Genomic DNA, 17,931 nt, shown 5'->3' on the forward strand with positions numbered 1-17,931 from the left:
CTTGAGTTTGTCGTAAGATCTGTCTTGGAACCCACTCGGCTGTTGTTTTCTCCCGAGTTGGTCGCAAGTTGCGGCTTACAGCCCACTCACCGATTCATTGCTCCTGAGTTGGTCGCAAGATACATCTTAGAGCCCACTCACCGACTCATTTCTCCTGAGTTGGTCGCATGATGCGTCTTAGAGCCCACTCACCGGCTCTTTTCTCCTGAGTTGGTCGCAAGATGCGTCTTAGACCCCACTCACCAGCTTATTTCTCCTGAGTTGGTCGCAAGATACATCTTAGAGCCCACTCACCAGCTTATTTCTCCTGAGTTGGTCGCAAGATACATCTTAGAGCCCACTCACCGGCTCTTTTCTCCTGAGTTGGTCGCAAGATACATCTTAGAGCCCACTCACCGACTCATTTCTCCTGAGTTGGTCGCATGATACATCTTAGAGCCCACTCATCGGCTCTTTTCTCCTGAGTTGGTCGCAAGATGCGGCTTTGGACCCACTCGTGCTGATTCGGCCTATTGAGTTAGTCTTTCTTCAGTCCTACCCCTAGCTCTGAAAGCAAAAAGAAGAGTATGGAGCACCCGGTAGGCTCCACCACTCTTCTTTGAAAGTCAACTTGCTGAGCTTTACTTCTTCTTCAGCTGCTTCCCATTTTCAAACTGTTCATCATACTCCACTTCTCCATCTCGGCTGTAACGGAGCCATCTTCCGTGTTTCTGATCCGCTTTGAAATGGCCGACTTGCCATAGTTCACCCGTTTTACGGTAAAAAATCCACTCCTGTTCCATCTTTTGTTCAACAAAAGGGCCTTTTGCTTTGACCGTACCGTCTTCGTAGAAATAGGTCAGAACATTATCTTCCAGTTCATAAACCTTCTGGCCATTGGCGTACTCTTTTTTTTCAAGCATCTTGACGGGATATCCGTCCGCACTGGACACGATCCCCTTCCTCCTCTCTTCACTCATCTATCTATAGTATACTAAACTCTACCTATAAATTGGTATGTCAAAAGGTATTCAGTTTCACAAATATTCTGGCGCTCGTACAGTTCTCCTATAACAAAAGCACCCAACCGTCTGATTGAATAAGAACGATCGGGTGCTAACTATATTCATTTACTTATACTTCTCCTGAAAAGCAGTGATTGCATCATACTCTTCTTCAAACAGACGGCTCAAGCGGATATATATCGGCATGAGTTCTTCATATATCGCAACGGATTCGGGATTCGGCGGATTGACTTTACCCGTGTTGACCATATTACCCACTTCGCTTAAATCATCGATGTCTCCTATAGCGAAACGGCCCAGAACAGTTGCTCCCAGACAGGCACTTTCCACAGTCATCGGGACATGCACTTCCTGGTTGAAAATGTCTGCCAGCATCTGACGCCACACATCAGAATTCGCAAATCCACCAGTCGCATGGATCCGTTCCGGTAAACCGATCACTTCTTCAAGAGCCAGCAGAACCATATAGAGATTCATATTGATGCCTTCCAGTACCGCACGCATCATATGTTTTTTCTGATGATGCAGAGCCAGTCCGTAAAAGGAGCCTCGAGCGTTCGCGTTCCATGAAGGAGCCCGTTCGCCGGATAAGTACGGATGGAAAATCAGCCCATTGGATCCGGCCTGAACTTCCGCTATTTTCTCTGTGATGACATCATAAGCCTCCCGACCGGCGGCTTCTGCTTGAGACACTTCCTCAAGGCAGAGTTCGTTTCTGAGCCACCTCAAGATCATTCCGCCGTTATTCACTGGCCCACCGATCACCCAGTGCTTGTCCGTCAAGGCATAACAGAAAATTCGGCCTTTCGGATCTGAAACTGGTTTATCAGTAACCGTACGGATCGCGCCACTCGTTCCGATCGTTACGGCCACAACCCCTTTATCAATCGCATTGACTCCAAGATTTGCCAGGCAGCCATCGTTAGCGCCTATGACAACGGGTGTGTCACGACCAATCCCTGTTTTAGCTGCATATTCTAAGCGTATGCCGGTAAAGACTTCAGTCGTCGAAACGATCGGCGACAGTCGGCCAGGGGTAATCCCAGCTGTTTCCAGGGCTTCCTCATCCCAGTCCAAAGCTTCCATATTAAAGAGTCCAGTAGCAGATGCAATCGAGTAATCGACAGCGTATGTACCAAACAATTTATGGAAAACATATTCTTTTATTCCAATGAAACGGGCAGCAGACTGGAATACTTCAGGCTTTTCATCTTTCATCCAGATCAGTTTGCATAAGGGCGACATAGGATGAATCGGCGTCCCAGTCTTTTCATAGATGCTCCGCCCATTTGTTTCTTTCAGCTGTCTTGCGTAAGGTTCGCTGCGCTGATCTGCCCAGGTAATGACCTGCGTCAACGGCTCTCCCTCATCATCTACAGCAATCAGACTATGCATAGCCGCGCTGAAGCCGATGACTTTAATGTCTGACTGGGATGCTTGGGAGGTTTCCATGACTGACTGAAGGGACAGGAGGACCGCATCGAAAATCTCATCCGGATCCTGTTCGGCAACTTTCGGTTCAGGTGTGTAGAGAGGATACTCAATCGTTGCCTGATAGAGATTCTCTCCTTGTTCTGAAAACAGGACGGCTTTTGTGCTCGTCGTCCCGATGTCCACACCGATGGAATAACTACTCATATACGAAATCCTTTCATTTAGACTGATAGGTTCCTATTCGTCTAGTACTCTCTTATATTATAAACAATCCGATGAGCATTGCCATGCAGGATTTAAATCTATTGAGAACTGATACTCATTAATTGTAACATTCAATTCTATTATATGAACTCATTGATAAGTCTTGATTGTTGAAACTTTCAATCTTGTCATTGTTTCTCAACTGCGTGTCCGCCAAATTGCCTTCTAAGTGACGCGACGACTTTTCCACTGAAGGTGTCTGCTTCCAGAGAACGGTTTCTCATCATGAGAGACAGTGCAATGACTGGTGCAGCCGTTTCAAGTTCCATAGCTGTTTCTACTGTCCATTTTCCTTCGCCTGATGCATGTACGACTCCTCTGATATCATCAAGTTTAGGATCGTCAGAAAAGGCGTCCTGCATCAGTTCCATCAGCCATGAACGAATGACCGATCCGTTGTTCCAGACGCGGGCAACAGCCTCATGGTCAAAGTCGAATGGACTTTTCTCCAAGATGTCGAATCCTTCTCCGATGGCCTGCATCATGCCGTACTCCACACCATTGTGCACCATTTTCAGGAAGTGCCCGCTGCCTGATTCACCGGTATACAGGTATCCATTTTCAACCGAGATATCACTGAACAGTTTCTCGATTTCCAAAACGACTTCCCGTTTACCTCCGACCATCGTGCAGGCTCCGTTTCTTGCGCCTTCCATTCCCCCACTTGTACCGATATCGACGTAATGCACGCCTTTTGCTTCAAGTGTCTGAGCTCGTCTGATCGAATCTTTGTAAAAGGCATTACCGCCGTCCATCAGAATATCGTTTTCAGTCAGATACGGTGTCAGGTCTGTGAGCAGCTGTTCCGTAATGTCTCCTGCAGGAACCATCATCCAGATCAGTTTTCTGTCCCGAAAGGCTTGTGTAAGGTCCTCTAAAGAATGAACCCCTTCTGCCCCGAGTTTGTCTGCTGCTTCGACTAGTGTCGCATCAATATCATAAGCCACGACTTCATGACCATTACCTAATAAGTTATCTACTAAATTCAGACCCATTTTTCCCAGTCCGCAAATGCCCAGTTTCATAATAATTCTCCTCCAAAAAAATATTTTCCATGAATAGAGTATAAGGAAGAAAATTATTCTTTTCAAGTGATGTAGGAAAAATATTTCTTTTTAATTCGGTTTTCTTTATACTATAAGTGAGATAGAAAGAGGTGAACTCCTTGGATAAATCATTAAACAACAAACCTTTAAATATGCGTATCCGACTGCTTTACTCTACTATGAGTGAAAAAGAGCAGCTGATGGCTGATTATATTGCCAGCCAACCCGATACTATCATTCATGGAACGATCACGCAGATTGCCGAAGAGCTGAACGTAGCTGATTCAACTGTCTTCCGCTTCTGCAAACGATTAGGATACAAAGGGTTTCAGGATATGAAAATCTCTCTGGCTGCAGAAACATCCTCAACACTCGGGGATATTCATGACATGGTCAGTGAAGAGGACGATAAAAAAACGATTCTTGAAAAAACATTCCACTTCAACATAAAGACACTTGAAGACACATTAAAAGTCATTGATGACACAGATTTTTCGAAAGCAGTGGATACCATCCTTGATGCCGGAAGAATTGAATTCTTCGGTTTCGGAGGATCAAACATTATCGCTCAGGATGGGTACCATAAATTTATCCGGACTGGTCTCCCAGTCAGCACCCAGATTGATTCCCATATGCAGCTGATGTCCGCTTCACAGCTGAAAGAAAATGATGTAGCTATCCTGATTTCACATACCGGAAATTCCAAAGATATTCAGGATATTTTAAAGACTGTTAAGAAAAACAAAGTCAAGACGATAGGAATTACTGGCTATACCCAGTCTCCATTCAGTCAAGCCGTTGATATCCCTCTATATACCTTGTCAGAAGAAACAGATTACAGATCAGAAGCTCTTGCATCACGGATCGCTCAATTGAGTATTTTAGATGCTCTGTTCGTCAATCTGATGATGGCTCTCGATGAGAAAGGCACAGAATCACTCAAGAATGTACGTGAAGCCATCCAGTATAAACGACTTTAACTCTCATTTTTCAGATCATTTAAGAAAGAAGGTCACATGTTGATCGACTTAAGCAAGTTAACCGCAGGCAAAACACTGACAAGCCTGGAAACCGATATTCTTACCTATATCGTTGAACACATTACGGACATTCAGGATATGGGCGTTCGGGCAGTCGCCAGAGAGACCTATACCTCCCCCGCTTCTGTTATCCGCTTATCCAAGAAGCTGGGTTTTACAGGGTTTACTGATATGTACTATTCTCTGCTGCCTCTGATCAAGCAGGCGGAACATGGAGAAAACCATACGGAAAGCCGCTTTTTGAACCGTACCCTATCTTCATTAGTCAAGGACTGTTCGCTTGAGACGATGGATGCCTTTATCGATCAGGTCCTCATGAACAAACAGAAGTATATCTTCATCTACGCGACTGGTTTCTCAAAAATCATAGCCGAGTACCTGTATAAGAAACTGCTGGTTTTAGGGAAGAAAGTCATCATGTCCAGTGGATCGGACTCTGTCGGTGTCTTCGAGAATAATCTAGATGATATCGGCGTCATGCTCGTCGTATCCAAGTCCGGCGAAACAGATCAGGTCTATCAGAAACTGAAAACAGCATCCGAAGCTGGAATCTATACGGTATCCTATACTCAGGACAGCAGCAACCGGATAGCTGAGCTGGCTGACCTCTCCATTCAGATTAGTGATTCACACAAGCTGGATGACCAGAACCTCCTGCCCAATGTCTTCTTTCCGGGCGTTCTCTTTTCATTCGAGCTGATCGTCGAACGCTACCTTGACCGCTTTTCCAGCTGAATACTTTTGACGAAACGTGTTTCGCTTTAGCGGAACACGTTTCAAACGTTTACAGACCCCTGACTTTTCAACCGCTTTCAAGTTATACTCACTATATCGACATCCTAATTTAATCAAAAAAAGAAGTTGGAGGATTATATTTATGAAAGACAAATTGATGGATAGCATGCAGCGTTTTGCCAAAGCCATGTTTATCCCTGTGCTTATTCTACCGATTGCCGGTATTCTCATCGCTTTCGGAAACTTGTTTACAAATGCGCGGTTAATTGAAACCGTTCCATTTCTGGATAATCCGATCACGACAGGGTTCGGTACGATCCTGTCAGGGTCACTTGTTTCAATCCTGACCAACCTGGGACTGATATTCTGTGTGGGTATCGCTATCGGTCTTGCTGATAAGAAAAAGGCAGAAGCCGGCTTCACTGCCCTTCTTGGCTTTCTAGTTTTCATTCATGCAATGAACAACTTCCTGTCCCTGAACGGATTGCTGGTCGATCCGGAAGCCTTGAGAGGATCCGGACAGACCATGGTCATGGGTGTTCAGGTTCTGGACATGGGCGTTTTCCTGGGAATCATTCTGGGTGTCATCACTGCTTATGTTCATAACAAATATGCTGAAATCGAATTTGACAATGCCTTCCAGATTTATGGTGGATCACGATTTGTTTTCATCGTACTTATTCCAATCGTCGTTCTCTCAGCAATTATGATGAGCTTCATTTGGCCAATCATTCAGTCAGCTATCGACTCAACCGGGGTCTTTATCAATCAGGCTGGTAACTTCGGACTGTTCCTGTATGGGACACTTGAGCGTCTGCTAATTCCGACAGGCCTGCACCACCTAGTCTACACACCGTTCCTTTATACATCTCTTGGCGGTGTAGCTGAAGTAGGAGGAGAAGTATTCGAAGGTGCCCGCAACATTTACTTCGCAGAAATGGCTGATCCTTCAATCAGCGTCTTATCTGAAAGTGTTATCTGGGATGCGCGTGGAATTTCTAAAATGTTCGGTCTGATCGGTGCCTGTCTAGCTATGTACCACACAGCTAAGCCTGAACATAAAGCGAAAGCAAAAGCGATTCTGATTCCTGCTGTAGTTACGTCATTTATTGCAGGTGTGACTGAACCGATCGAATTTTCATTCATATTTATCGCACCACTTCTGTTCGTAATCCACTCTGTATTAAGTGGATTGAGTATGGTCACATTGAACCTGTTAAATGTCCGGGCGATCGGTCCTAATGGATTCATCGACTTCCTGCTGTTCAATGTGCCCCTGGGAATTGAGCGAACAGGCTGGCCAATGTACATTCTGGTCGGACTCATCTATTTCGGTCTGTACTATGCAATCTTCCGTTTCCTGATCACCAAGTTCAACTTCAAGACAATCGGACGCGAAGACAGCTCAAGCGAAACCCGTCTGTATTCGAAGAAAGATTATCAGGCAAAAAAATCTGGTGATGTGATTCCGCGTGCCACTGTCACAGCTGATACGTCTCAGAACGACATGGCTGGGACAATCGTTCAGGCATTGGGTGGCGATGGCAACATTCAAACCATCACAAACTGCTATTCCAGACTGAGACTCACTCTTGCCGATCCTTCAATGGTCGATCAGGCTATATTGAAAGATCAGACAGGTGCAAGCGGAGTGATGATTAAAGATAAGAATGTACAGGTCGTATATGGTCTGCAAGTGAACAAGATCAGGAAATCTGTTGAACAGTATCTCGGCAGGAATTCAGAAGAATAACTCAATGTAAGAACAATTAATTAAAAGGGGAAGATTTAAATGAAGAAGGATTTTTCAGTAGTAATTGCAGGAGGCGGAAGCACATTTACACCAGGTATCGTTATGATGATGCTTGAAAACAGTGATCGTTTCCCAATGAGAGAACTGAAGCTGTACGATAATGACGGAGACAGACAAGGGATTCTAGGTGAAGCTCTGGAAATTCTTCTAAAAGAACAGGCGCCTGACCTCAAATTCTCTTACACTACTGATCCGGAAGAAGCCTTTAGCGATGTCGATTTCGTCATGGCTCATATCCGCGTCGGAAAGTACGAGATGCGTGAACAGGATGAAAAGATTCCATTAAAATACGGTGTTGTCGGTCAGGAAACGTGCGGACCTGGCGGAATTGCTTATGGTATGCGAAGCATCACCGGCATGCTTGAAATTATCGACTATATGGAAAAGTATTCTCCAGATGCCTGGATGCTCAACTATTCCAATCCTGCAGCAATCGTTGCTGAAGCGACACGCGTTTTACGTCCGGATTCAAAAGTTCTGAACATCTGCGATATGCCTGTCGGAACACTGCGTAGAATGTCACAAATTGTTGGAACCACTCCAGACAAGCTGGAAGTCAGCTACTTCGGCCTGAACCACTTTGGATGGTGGACCAGCGTCAAAGACAAGGCTACAGGATATGAATACATTGACGAAATCAAAGAATATGTGGCAGAAAACGGCTACCTGACCCAAGTCGAAGTGGATACACAGCACATGGACGAAAGCTGGCAGGCCACTCACAAAAAAGCCAAGGACTTACTGGCGATCGAACCGAACTATCTGCCGAACACTTATCTGAAGTATTATTTCTATCCTGACTATGAAGTAGCGAGCTCCAATCCAGAATTCACTCGTGCCAATGAGGTCATGGCCGGACGTGAGAAACAGGTATTTACAGCTGCTCGCAATATCATTGAAAAAGGTACAGCAGTTGACGGTGGCTTCCACATCGACAGCCACGCATCATTCATTGTGGATCTGGCCCGTGCCATTGCGTTCAATGCTAAAGAGCGTATGCTTCTAATTGTTGAAAACAACGGAGCGATTGCCAACTTTGATGATGATGCTATGGTAGAAGTGCCTTGTATCGTCGGTAGTGACGGACCGGAACCACTGGCTCAAGGTAAAATCCCTGCGTTCAACCGCGCACTGATGCTTCAGCAAGTGACTGCTGAAAAGCTGGTCGTTGAAGCCTATATCGAAGGCAGTTATCAGAAACTGTGGCAGGCTCTGAGCTTGTCGAAAATCGTTCCAAGTGCTGAAGTCGCTAAACAGTTGCTGGACGATCTGATCGAAGCAAACAAAGGCTACTGGCCTGAACTGAAGTAATAATCATACAAGAAGCCCCATCCTGTGAGTTGATTCTCAGGATGGGGCTTCTTTTTTGGTTTATCTCTTTAGGTCTATGAGCTATCCTATTTGTCCCTGTACTAAATTTATTTGCGACTAAGTTCCTATGCTATCTTGATTGCACCTGCACTCAAACTCTTTTCCCCTCCGAGTTCCGGCGCTATTCATATTGCACCTCTACTCAAACTGTTTTCCCTACTGAGTTCCGGCGCTATCTTGATTGCCCCTCTACTCAAACTGTTTTTCCATCTGAGTTCCTAAGCTATCTTGATTGCACCTGCACTCAAACTCTTTTTCCTTCCGAGTTCAGGCGCTATTCCGATAGCACATGTACTCAAACAGATTTCTCTTTTGAGTTCCTAAGCTATCTTGATTGCCCCTGTACTCAGTCTGTTTTTCTATCTGAGTACAGGCGCTATTCAGATTGCACCTGCACTCAAACAGGCTTCCCCTACGAGTGCCGCTCCAAAACACAATAGTGAAGGTTTTTTCTACGAAAAAACCGCCCGACTGAAGATAACCACAGTTAGGCGGGGCTGATATTACTCAATTCGTCTTACTCGTCTTCAAGTAGAGCAAGAAATTCTCTTGTGCGGTCTTCTTTTGGATCGGTCAGGACTTGTTCAGCCGGACCTGACTCTAGGATATAGCCTTCATCCATGAAGAAGGCTTTGTCTGCTATACGGCGGGCAAAGTTCATCTCGTGTGTCACGATGACCATTGTCTGGCCTTCTTTAGCCAGACTTTCAATAACTTTGAGAACTTCTCTGACCAGCTGAGGGTCCAAAGCAGACGTTGGTTCATCGAAGAGCATGACTTCCGGGTGCATCATCAGTGCACGGGCGATCGCTGCTCTCTGTTGCTGACCACCGGACAAGGCATCTGGGAACTTGTCCTGATGTTCGGACAGTCCAACTCTTTCAAGCAGCACACTCGCTTCTTTCATGATCGTCTCTTTATCCTGCTGCTTGGCAGTTAGAGGTGCTTGAGTAATGTTTTCCAGTAGAGTCATATGCGGGAAAAGGTGGAAGCCCTGGAAGACCATACCTGAATAGCGGCGGATGTCCTTGATATCTTTCTTGGATAGTTTATCTTCACCGAAAGATACTTCTTTATCACCTATTCTGATCGATCCTTCATCTGGTGTTTCCAGCAGATTCAGGCAGCGAAGCAAGGTTGTTTTCCCCGATCCGGACGCACCGACCAGGCAGACCACTTCGCCCTTTTTCACTTCAAGGTTAATTGATTCTAGAACTGGAGTGTCGTCAAATGTTTTCTTAAGATTCTTTACTGTAATCATGCGTTTACCTCCTCGTATAATAAGTTTGTAGTTAAGAATTGTTCTTAACTTAGTTGATTGATTAACTGTTTGAAAGCTAGCTACATTATTTAGATAGATAACGGTTGTACCTGATTTCCAGACGATCCTGGAAATACCCGATTACGATACAGACCATCCAGTAGATCAGGGCAGCAGAAATATACATAGTCATACTGTCATAGGTTCGACCAGCAACTAGTCGTGCACTGTAAAGTAGTTCCTGGACCGTAATAACAGAGGCCAGTGATGTCCCTTTGACGACGTCCATAAAAATATTGAATGTCGGTGGAAGAGCAATACGTGTAGCTTGGGGAATCACAATTTTTCTCAAGGTCTGAAAGTAATCCATCTGCAAAGTCGCCGCTGCTTCCCACTGACCTCTGGGCACAGATAAGATAGCTGACCGTACCACTTCCGCAAGGTAGCCGCCGAAGTTTAAACTGACACCTACAATAGCAGCTACAACAGCATTATTGAACTCGAGTCCTATTACCGGCAGGCCATAATAAAGGATAAATACAAATACAAGCAGTGGGGTCCCTCGCATAAAGGAAATGTATAATCTGGCAGGTAAATGAAATATGGCAAATTTCGACATACGAGCGACACCTATTACAACACCCAGCATTAAAGCAAAGAACATACTGAACAAGGCAATAACCATTGTAATCCGCAACCCTTGAAGCAGGAAAGGTAATGAGTCTATCGCCAGTTCATAATCAAATAGATATTCCCACCGTATATTTCCAAACGTCTCAAACATCGTTTTGTCCTCTCTTTTTTATTTTGACTTTTAAAAAGAAAACATACAAGAAGTGTGTGCTCCTTGTATGTCCATAGATCTAATTATTCTCCATCAAGACTCACGATTTCTGATTCTTCAACTGGTTCAGTTACATCAGCGCCTAAGAATTCCATAGACAATTCTGAAACCGTTCCGTCATCCATCAGTTCCTGAAGGGTTTCACTCAGACGATCTCTTAAGGACGTGTTGCCTTTTAAGACAGCCATCGCGCTTTCAGTGGCGTGGAATTTCACATCTTCAGCAATCGTCAGTTGGTCGTCACCGAATTCGTTCAAGGTGTTAAGCAGGACCAGGTAGTCATTCAGATATGCATCCTGGTTGCCGTTAATGACATCTCTAAGAATAGCTTCAACTCCACCGTCGTATGCCGTACCATTTGCTCCAATATTGTCCGCAAAGATCGCATAGTTACTAGTCAGTGACCCAACTGCAACGTCGACACCTTCCAGGTCATAAGCAGAGTCGAAACGGTCTGCGTCTTCCTGTCTGACGATAACTGATCCATAGGAGAATTTATGTGGATCAACAAAATCGAAAATTTCAAGGCGTTCTTCAGTGATGGCAAAGTCGTGTGCTGCCACATCAATTTGTCCATTTCTCAGTGAAGGAAGGATCCCGTCGAAATCCATTGTTTCGAATTCAACTTCAAGGTCCAGTCTTTCGCCGATTTCTCTGACCAGTTCAACTTCGAAACCAGTTAGTTCATTGTTTTCATCAAAGAATGTGATCGGAGCGTACGTGCCGGATGTTCCGACTGTCAGGACGCCTTCTTCTTCAATATCAGCCCATGATGTTTCTTCTGCTGTATCTTCCCCATGTTCTTCCTGAGCTGTATCTGTTTCGGCATCGTCTCCGTTATCAGCTGGTCCACAAGCCAGAAGGAATCCACTCACAGATAGAATACCAGTATATAATAATTTCTTTTTCATAAATAAAATCCCCTTTTTAATCAAATCATCTCTATGATTTATACATTTTCAGCATACAAAAGCACTGGATGTTAAATCAATCCAGTGCTTAATATAGCATGTTTTCATTGTCTTGTCACTTACTTTCTCTAACTTTAAGTAAGCTTTAACTTTACTAGAGCCTCCACACCGAAGTGATCACTCACGACCGGTCCATTTTTTCCGTCGAAAGTCACTTGGTACTGTTCGATGTCAAAGCCTTTCCCGGCAAAAATATAGTCGATCCGTTTAAGATCCGAGTGGCCTTCCCATCCGTCAATTTCCTTCTCTACGGTTGCTTCACCTATCTTCACGTCCGCTGTTTCAAAAGCATCATTCAGGAAAGGGGCCGAGCGTCTGACCAGTGCATAGCCCTCATTCTGGACTGAGGAGTCATTATTGAAATCGCCCATGACTATGGCGGTTTCTCTTTCATCAGGACGGATCATGTCCAGCGTCTGCATCCATTCATGCTCAAACAGCTGCCTGCCATTCCCGTCAGTCCACCAGGAATAATGAGCGGACAGAACTACCCATTGTCTATCCTGATGATCAAAGGAGGCTTTCAGCACTTTCCGTGTGTAGTGACTGGTATAGTCCTCTGATTCAGAGACCAGCTGACTTTCTGCTTTGAACGGGACTTTAGAGAGAATCGCCACGCCTTCGTCATACAGGTCATACCCGACATGATTGGCTGCCCAGCTCCAGTAGTAAGTCAGATCAAGACGCTTCAGCTTCTTGACCAACAGCCGGGCAAAATTATCTTCTTTTATTGGAACAGCACATACTTTTTCTTCAGGAGCAATGAAAGTATCATCTTTGATTCCCTTGGCATCGATCGTCTGATTGACCTCCTGAAGAGCAATAACGTCATATTCTGATTCTGCAAGCTGCTCAGCTAGAGCATCCAGCTTTTCATAAGGGTCGTCTTCCATCCACGCGTGAGTATTCAATGTTAAGACTTTCATTTGTACACTCCTTTTTTATTCCATTACTGACCCAATAAGGTCCGCTGCTTTACATTCTCCAGTTGCCTTAAGGTTAATTATCTGTCCATCAGTCAAGTTCGTAAAGACTATGAGTACCGCTGTATCCTTATCGGCTTTGCTTATTGCCTCGCGGTCCATTTGAGCCAGCTCATCGCCCGCTTTCAGTGTCTGTCCTTCTTCAACAAATAGCTCGAATCCCTGACCGTTTAATTCTACCGTATCAATTCCCATGTGTACAAGCACATCGATCCCCTCTTCTGTCTGGATTCCGATTGCATGTTTAGTAGGGAATATACTGGTGATTGAACCTGAAACAGGTGAAACGATTCTATCCGATGAAGGGATGATGACATAGCCGTCGCCCATCATTTTCTGAGAGAAGACGTCGTCCGGTGCTTCAGTGATCGGCTGTACGTTTCCGTCTGCAACACTGTAGACAGCTGTTTTTTCTGATTGATTTGTTGAAGATTCCCTCGTCTGATTATGAGCTGTGTCTTCTGCTAATGCCTTATTCTCATCGATCGTTGAGGGAGGAATGTCTACATTCGTTTCAAGTACATCCAGAATATCGGATTTCAGTACATCCGCTTTCGGTCCATATATCGCCTGAACACCAGTGTCTTTATGAACAAGCCCCATCGCTCCAGCTTTTTTCCAGTTCGCTTCGCTGCCTACTTTATTCGTATCCTTAACTGATACACGCAGTCTAGTCATACAGGCATCCACATCAGAAATATTGTCTTTTCCACCTAATAAATGAATGATATTGTACACCTGCTGAGAAGCATCCACTGCCTGAGCTGCATCCGACCCGCTTGCTTCTCCCTCATAATTTCCTTTACGACCAGGCGTGGCATACTGGAATTTACGAATAAGGAAATCTGCCAGGAAGTAAGTGCCGACTGCAAACAGGACAGTGACCCACAGGAAGTTGATCAAGTCGAGGCCAAGACCCGCTCTCAATGCAAGTGGTGTACGAGTCAGAAGCTCGATATTTCCGAAGGCGTGGATTCTTAGATTAACAATATCCGCCATGGCAAAAGCTGCCCCCTGAATCAGTGCATAGATGCCGTAGAGCGGCATTGCTGCAAACATGAACATGAACTCAAGCGGCTCAGTAACACCTGTAAGAAAAACTGCCAGTCCGGCAGACAAGTACATCGATTTATACTGCTCGCGCTTATCTTTATCGACATTTTTATACATCGCATAAGCCAGTCCCATTAAAATACCTGACGATCCAATCATTTGACCTACTTTAAAGCGAGCTGGTACGAAATTTTCCAAGGCATACTGATATGTGCTGGTATCTCCAGCAGCATCAAGGTTGACCAGGTCCCGTGCCCATGCCAGCCACAACGGATCCTGTCCAAATACCAACGCACCTTCCTGCGCTCCACTCAGCACCTCGTAGGTTCCTCCAAGTGGTGTATAGTTGATTGGAATGGTCAGCATATGATGCAGACCGAACGGCAGCAATAGTCGTTCCAGAGTCCCGAAAAGGAAGGGAGCCAAGACAGGGGCTGTATCCTGTGATTCAGCGATCCATACCCCGAAACTGTTGATTCCGCCTTGGATGACCGGCCAGACAATTGAAAGCACAACGGCCGCAATCAGTGACCATAAAATCACAACGAAAGGAACGAAACGCTTACCATTGAAGAATGACAAAGCATCCGGTAATTTTCTGAAGTTGTAGTATTTATTGAATGCCATCGCACCCATGAATCCGGCAATGATTCCGACGAACACACCCATATTTAGTGCCGGCGCTTCCAGAACTGATGTAAAGTACCCATCGACCGGAATCTCTGTCCCGAATAGCGTCTGCGTGACTGCTGATTCATCTGCAAGCATGTCTCCAGTGACGCCGAAAATTGCTCCGGTGATCCGATTGATCAGAATAAAACTGATTCCGGCAGCAAAGGCTCCACCAGCTTTATCTTTGGCCCAGCTTCCACCAATAGCCAGAGCAAAGAGGATATGCAGGTTTCCAATAATCGCCCACCCAATATTCTCGATTACGCTTCCAAAAGCAACCAGGGCTGTCAGGTCAGGGTTGATCAGCGGAATTGATCCACCGATACTGATCATCAGACCGGCTGCCGGCATAACGGCAATGACACCCATCAGGGCTTTTCCGAATTTCTGCCAGAACTCAAAGTTCATTATCTTTTTCATCATTTATTCTCCTATTCTACAAGTTGACGTTTTCATTTTGTCCAACGGCTTCCACTCTATCTTTTAGAGCAAACGCCAGGGATGCGGCGCCAAGTACGCCCGCTTCGTTTTCAAGTGATGCCGTTCTGATTGCCGTGCGTGTGGCAATCGTCGGAAATGCATGGCGTTCAAAGTGCGGCGTCACGTAATCGAGCAGCAGCTGCCCGGCTCTGGACACCCCGCCCCCAAGAACAATCGTTGACGGGTTCAGGATATTGGCAATATTAGCACAAGCCTTTCCCAGATAGCTACCCACCTTATTCAGAACATCATCTGCTAATGGATCATTTAATCTAGCCTGATCGAATACTATCTTCGCTGTGACCGGCTGACTGTTCCATATTTTCTGAGCCAACTGTGACTCCCCGATATACTGCTCAGCCTCTTTTCTGGCAACATTGACGATACCAGTCGCACTGGCTACTGTTTCCAGACAGCCTACCTGACCGCACGTACAGTGAAAACCGTCTGCATCGACTTTGACATGACCAATTTCTCCAGCAGTATCATGTGCTCCATGAACCAGCTCCCCGTTGACGATCACTCCGCCCCCGACACCGGTTCCTAGAGTCAGAAAGACCACATGTGGCTCATTTTGTCCGGCTCCCAGCCACTGCTCTCCCAGAGCGGCAACGTTTGCATCATTGTCCAACTCAAATGGAATTCCTAGTGCACCTTCGATTTCTTCACGGACATGGACCGTTTCAGTCCAGTTCAAATTATAGGCACCGGTCACTGTCCCTTCAGACCTGTTCACAGATCCAGGTGACCCCATTCCGATTGCTGAAATATCTTCAGCCGTAAGTGCCTGTTCGCTCATTTTTTCCTGAATCGACTGAATGATTGTAGGAACGATACTGCGCCCTTTGTTATGGACAGGAGTGGGAACGGCCCACTGAGTGATCGTTTCCCCTTTCCGTGCCAGAAAGGCAAATTTAATCGTCGTTCCACCTAAGTCGATGCCAATCGCTAATTTTTCCATCCGCTTCTCCTTTGATTAAAGAACGTAATAGTTTGGATCGTGCCAAATTTTCTGTTTGGTTACTTTATACACACGTGATTCATATGGACGCAGCGTCATGACTGCATTCTGAGCATCCGTAACGGTATAATTGCTTAACTTCAAGTCTCCAAGATCCAGTTCCTCACTCAGGTCCAAATCAGTCGTCTCGTTGAACAGATTGACAATCACGACATATTCCACCCCTTCGTATGCGCGAAGGTAGGCGTAGACCTTGTCATGCTCCTCAGCAATCAGCTCATAATGTCCGTAGATCAGAGCAGGCGTGGTCTGTCTCATCTGAATCATCTTCTTGTAGAAATGATAGATCGAATCCGGATCATTCAGAGCCTGTTCCACGTTGATATCCGGATAATTCGGATTGACGCCGAGCCATGGTTGTCCTGTTGTGAACCCGGCTTGAGGCGCATTTGACCACTGCATCGGTGTGCGTGAATTGTCCCGTCCGTTCTTCCAGATGTATGCCATGATTTCTTCGTGCGTCGAGCCATTTTTCGTTTCAATGTTATACATGTTGATCATGCCGACATCATCGTAGTCCTCGATCGAGTCGAACTGTACATTCGTCATACCGATTTCCTGACCCTGATAGATGAATGGCGTGCCCTGCATGAAGAAATAGAATGTCGCCAAGGCTTTCGCAGAAGTTTTTCGCAGATCTGCATCATTGCCCCAGGTTGATACGCTTCTCGCCAGGTCATGGTTTTCAATAAATAACGCGTTCCATCCACGACCGTCTAGGCCTTTCTGCCAGCGGGTCATGACCTCTTTCAATTCCTTCAAGTCAAGTCCGTCGCCATTCGCTCCCCATAAACCAAGGTGCTCGAACTGGAAAATCATGTTGAAGTAGCCATTCTCTTCGCCTACCCAGCGGTCTGCATCCTGAATCCTTACTCCATTCGCTTCCCCGACAGTCATGACATCATAGTTGCTGATTGTACGCTCCGCAAACTCCGATAGAAACAGATCGATGCCCGGCTGATTCATGTGTCCGTCAAAGGAAGGCACGTAATCCTGGTTCAGCGGGTTAGGCATATTCGGATAGCCGTTCTTTTTCTTGATATGTGAAATGGCATCTACTCTGAACCCATCGATTCCCTTGTCCAGCCACCAGTTGACCATTTCGTATAAGCGTTCTCTGACCTTTGGATTTTCCCAGTTCAAGTCAGGCTGCTTTTTTGAAAATACGTGCATATAGTACTCGCCTGTTTTTTCATCATATTCCCAGACCGACCCACCGAAGATCGACTCCCAGTTATTAATTTCGGAGCCATCCGGTTTTGCCGGATGCCAGATGTAAAAATCACGGTAGGGGTTATCTTTAGATGATCGGGATTCGATAAACCACTCATGCTCATCAGAGGTATGGTTGATGACCAGATCCATAATGATTTTCATGCCACGCTTATGCACTTCTTCAAGCAGTTCGTCAAAATCAGCCATCGTTCCAAATTCTTTCATAATCCCGTGATAATCACTGATATCGTATCCGTTATCATCATTAGGCGACTCGTAAACAGGGCTGACCCAGATCACATCGATCCCCAGATCCTTGATGTAATCAATCTTTTCAATAATGCCTCTTAAATCTCCAATACCGTCTCCATTTGAATCATAAAAACTGCGCGGATAAATCTGATACGCGACCGCTTTCTTCCACCATTGCTTTTTCATTTATATTCGTCACTCCATATTCCTGAGATACTCTATACCCTGTCAATTATGACAACAGACTAATATTATCTTCTGAATAAACGGCTTTCAATACTTTTCTGCCTGTTATCGGTATCAGAATGGATATATGAAAAATGGATTAGTGAGACGTCGCTTTATGGCGGGGCACATCGATGCTGGAACATGTATTGGGACCAGTTCGAGAGACTTTTAGATACGAGTTTGATGTGGGCAGCAACTCGGAACCAGCTCGGTGGTTCGTTACTGCTTGAGTTGATCGCAAGAT

14 protein-coding genes are annotated in these 17,931 nt (G+C 45.5%); 4 read left to right on the forward strand and 10 right to left on the reverse strand.

Annotated elements, in window-relative coordinates:
• Nucleotides 1-620: 620 nt before the first annotated feature.
• The 3 genes from BLR76_RS01900 to gnd all read right to left on the reverse strand — a co-directional run bounded on the left by BLR76_RS01900 (nt 621) and on the right by gnd (nt 3,727).
• Nucleotides 621-932, reverse strand: coding sequence for a toxin-antitoxin system YwqK family antitoxin (locus BLR76_RS01900; protein ID WP_091264767.1), 312 nt, complete (start codon nt 930-932; stop codon nt 621-623).
• Between the two features lie 177 nt (nt 933-1,109).
• Entirely contained in the window at nt 1,110-2,642 is a 1,533-nt protein-coding gene (gene gntK, locus BLR76_RS01905; protein ID WP_091264770.1) for a gluconokinase, read from the reverse strand.
• A gap of 188 nt (nt 2,643-2,830) precedes the next feature.
• A complete protein-coding gene (gnd, locus tag BLR76_RS01910; protein ID WP_091264771.1) occupies nt 2,831-3,727 on the reverse strand; it encodes a phosphogluconate dehydrogenase (NAD(+)-dependent, decarboxylating) in 897 nt (298 codons plus the stop codon).
• A 140-nt stretch (nt 3,728-3,867) separates the two neighbouring features.
• Between gnd and BLR76_RS01915 the strand changes: the two genes are divergently transcribed.
• From BLR76_RS01915 to BLR76_RS01930, 4 genes are all read left to right on the forward strand, one after another.
• The gene (locus BLR76_RS01915; protein ID WP_245683000.1) at nt 3,868-4,728 is read left to right on the forward strand and encodes a MurR/RpiR family transcriptional regulator; all 861 of its coding nucleotides are present in this window, start codon (nt 3,868-3,870) and stop codon (nt 4,726-4,728) included.
• Between the two features lie 39 nt (nt 4,729-4,767).
• Nucleotides 4,768-5,523 carry a MurR/RpiR family transcriptional regulator gene (locus BLR76_RS01920; RefSeq protein WP_091264774.1) on the forward strand — a complete coding sequence of 252 codons (756 nt, stop codon included), beginning with the start codon at nt 4,768-4,770 and terminating at the stop codon, nt 5,521-5,523.
• A 142-nt stretch (nt 5,524-5,665) separates the two neighbouring features.
• Nucleotides 5,666-7,276, forward strand: a complete 1,611-nt coding sequence (locus BLR76_RS01925; RefSeq protein ID WP_091264777.1) for a PTS transporter subunit EIIC — start codon at nt 5,666-5,668, stop codon at nt 7,274-7,276.
• 39 nt (nt 7,277-7,315) lie between these two features.
• Nucleotides 7,316-8,647 (forward strand): 6-phospho-alpha-glucosidase, encoded by a 1,332-nt coding sequence (locus tag BLR76_RS01930; protein ID WP_091264779.1) that lies wholly within the window; start codon nt 7,316-7,318, stop codon nt 8,645-8,647.
• 577 nt (nt 8,648-9,224) lie between these two features.
• Here the strand turns inward: BLR76_RS01930 and BLR76_RS01935 are convergent.
• The 7 genes from BLR76_RS01935 to BLR76_RS01965 all read right to left on the reverse strand — a co-directional run bounded on the left by BLR76_RS01935 (nt 9,225) and on the right by BLR76_RS01965 (nt 17,645).
• Complete coding sequence (locus BLR76_RS01935) at nt 9,225-9,968, reverse strand: amino acid ABC transporter ATP-binding protein (RefSeq protein WP_091264781.1); 744 nt, start codon at nt 9,966-9,968, stop codon at nt 9,225-9,227.
• Between the two features lie 85 nt (nt 9,969-10,053).
• Nucleotides 10,054-10,752, reverse strand: coding sequence for an amino acid ABC transporter permease (locus BLR76_RS01940; protein ID WP_091264783.1), 699 nt, complete (start codon nt 10,750-10,752; stop codon nt 10,054-10,056).
• 83 nt (nt 10,753-10,835) lie between these two features.
• Entirely contained in the window at nt 10,836-11,723 is an 888-nt protein-coding gene (locus BLR76_RS01945; RefSeq protein ID WP_091264785.1) for a transporter substrate-binding domain-containing protein, read from the reverse strand.
• 134 nt (nt 11,724-11,857) lie between these two features.
• The gene (locus BLR76_RS01950) at nt 11,858-12,709 is read right to left on the reverse strand and encodes an endonuclease/exonuclease/phosphatase family protein (RefSeq protein WP_091264787.1); all 852 of its coding nucleotides are present in this window, start codon (nt 12,707-12,709) and stop codon (nt 11,858-11,860) included.
• Between the two features lie 15 nt (nt 12,710-12,724).
• A complete protein-coding gene (locus BLR76_RS01955) occupies nt 12,725-14,911 on the reverse strand; it encodes a PTS transporter subunit IIBC (RefSeq protein ID WP_091264790.1) in 2,187 nt (728 codons plus the stop codon).
• 16 nt (nt 14,912-14,927) lie between these two features.
• Nucleotides 14,928-15,932, reverse strand: coding sequence for an ROK family glucokinase (locus tag BLR76_RS01960; protein WP_091264792.1), 1,005 nt, complete (start codon nt 15,930-15,932; stop codon nt 14,928-14,930).
• 15 nt (nt 15,933-15,947) lie between these two features.
• Nucleotides 15,948-17,645: a glycoside hydrolase family 13 protein gene (locus tag BLR76_RS01965; protein ID WP_091264794.1), complete on the reverse strand. Its 1,698-nt coding sequence runs from the start codon at nt 17,643-17,645 to the stop codon at nt 15,948-15,950.
• Nucleotides 17,646-17,931: the final 286 nt, after the last annotated feature.

This window comes from Alkalibacterium thalassium (genome assembly GCF_900101165.1).
Classification (GTDB): Bacteria; Bacillota; Bacilli; order Lactobacillales; family Carnobacteriaceae_A; genus Alkalibacterium; species Alkalibacterium indicireducens.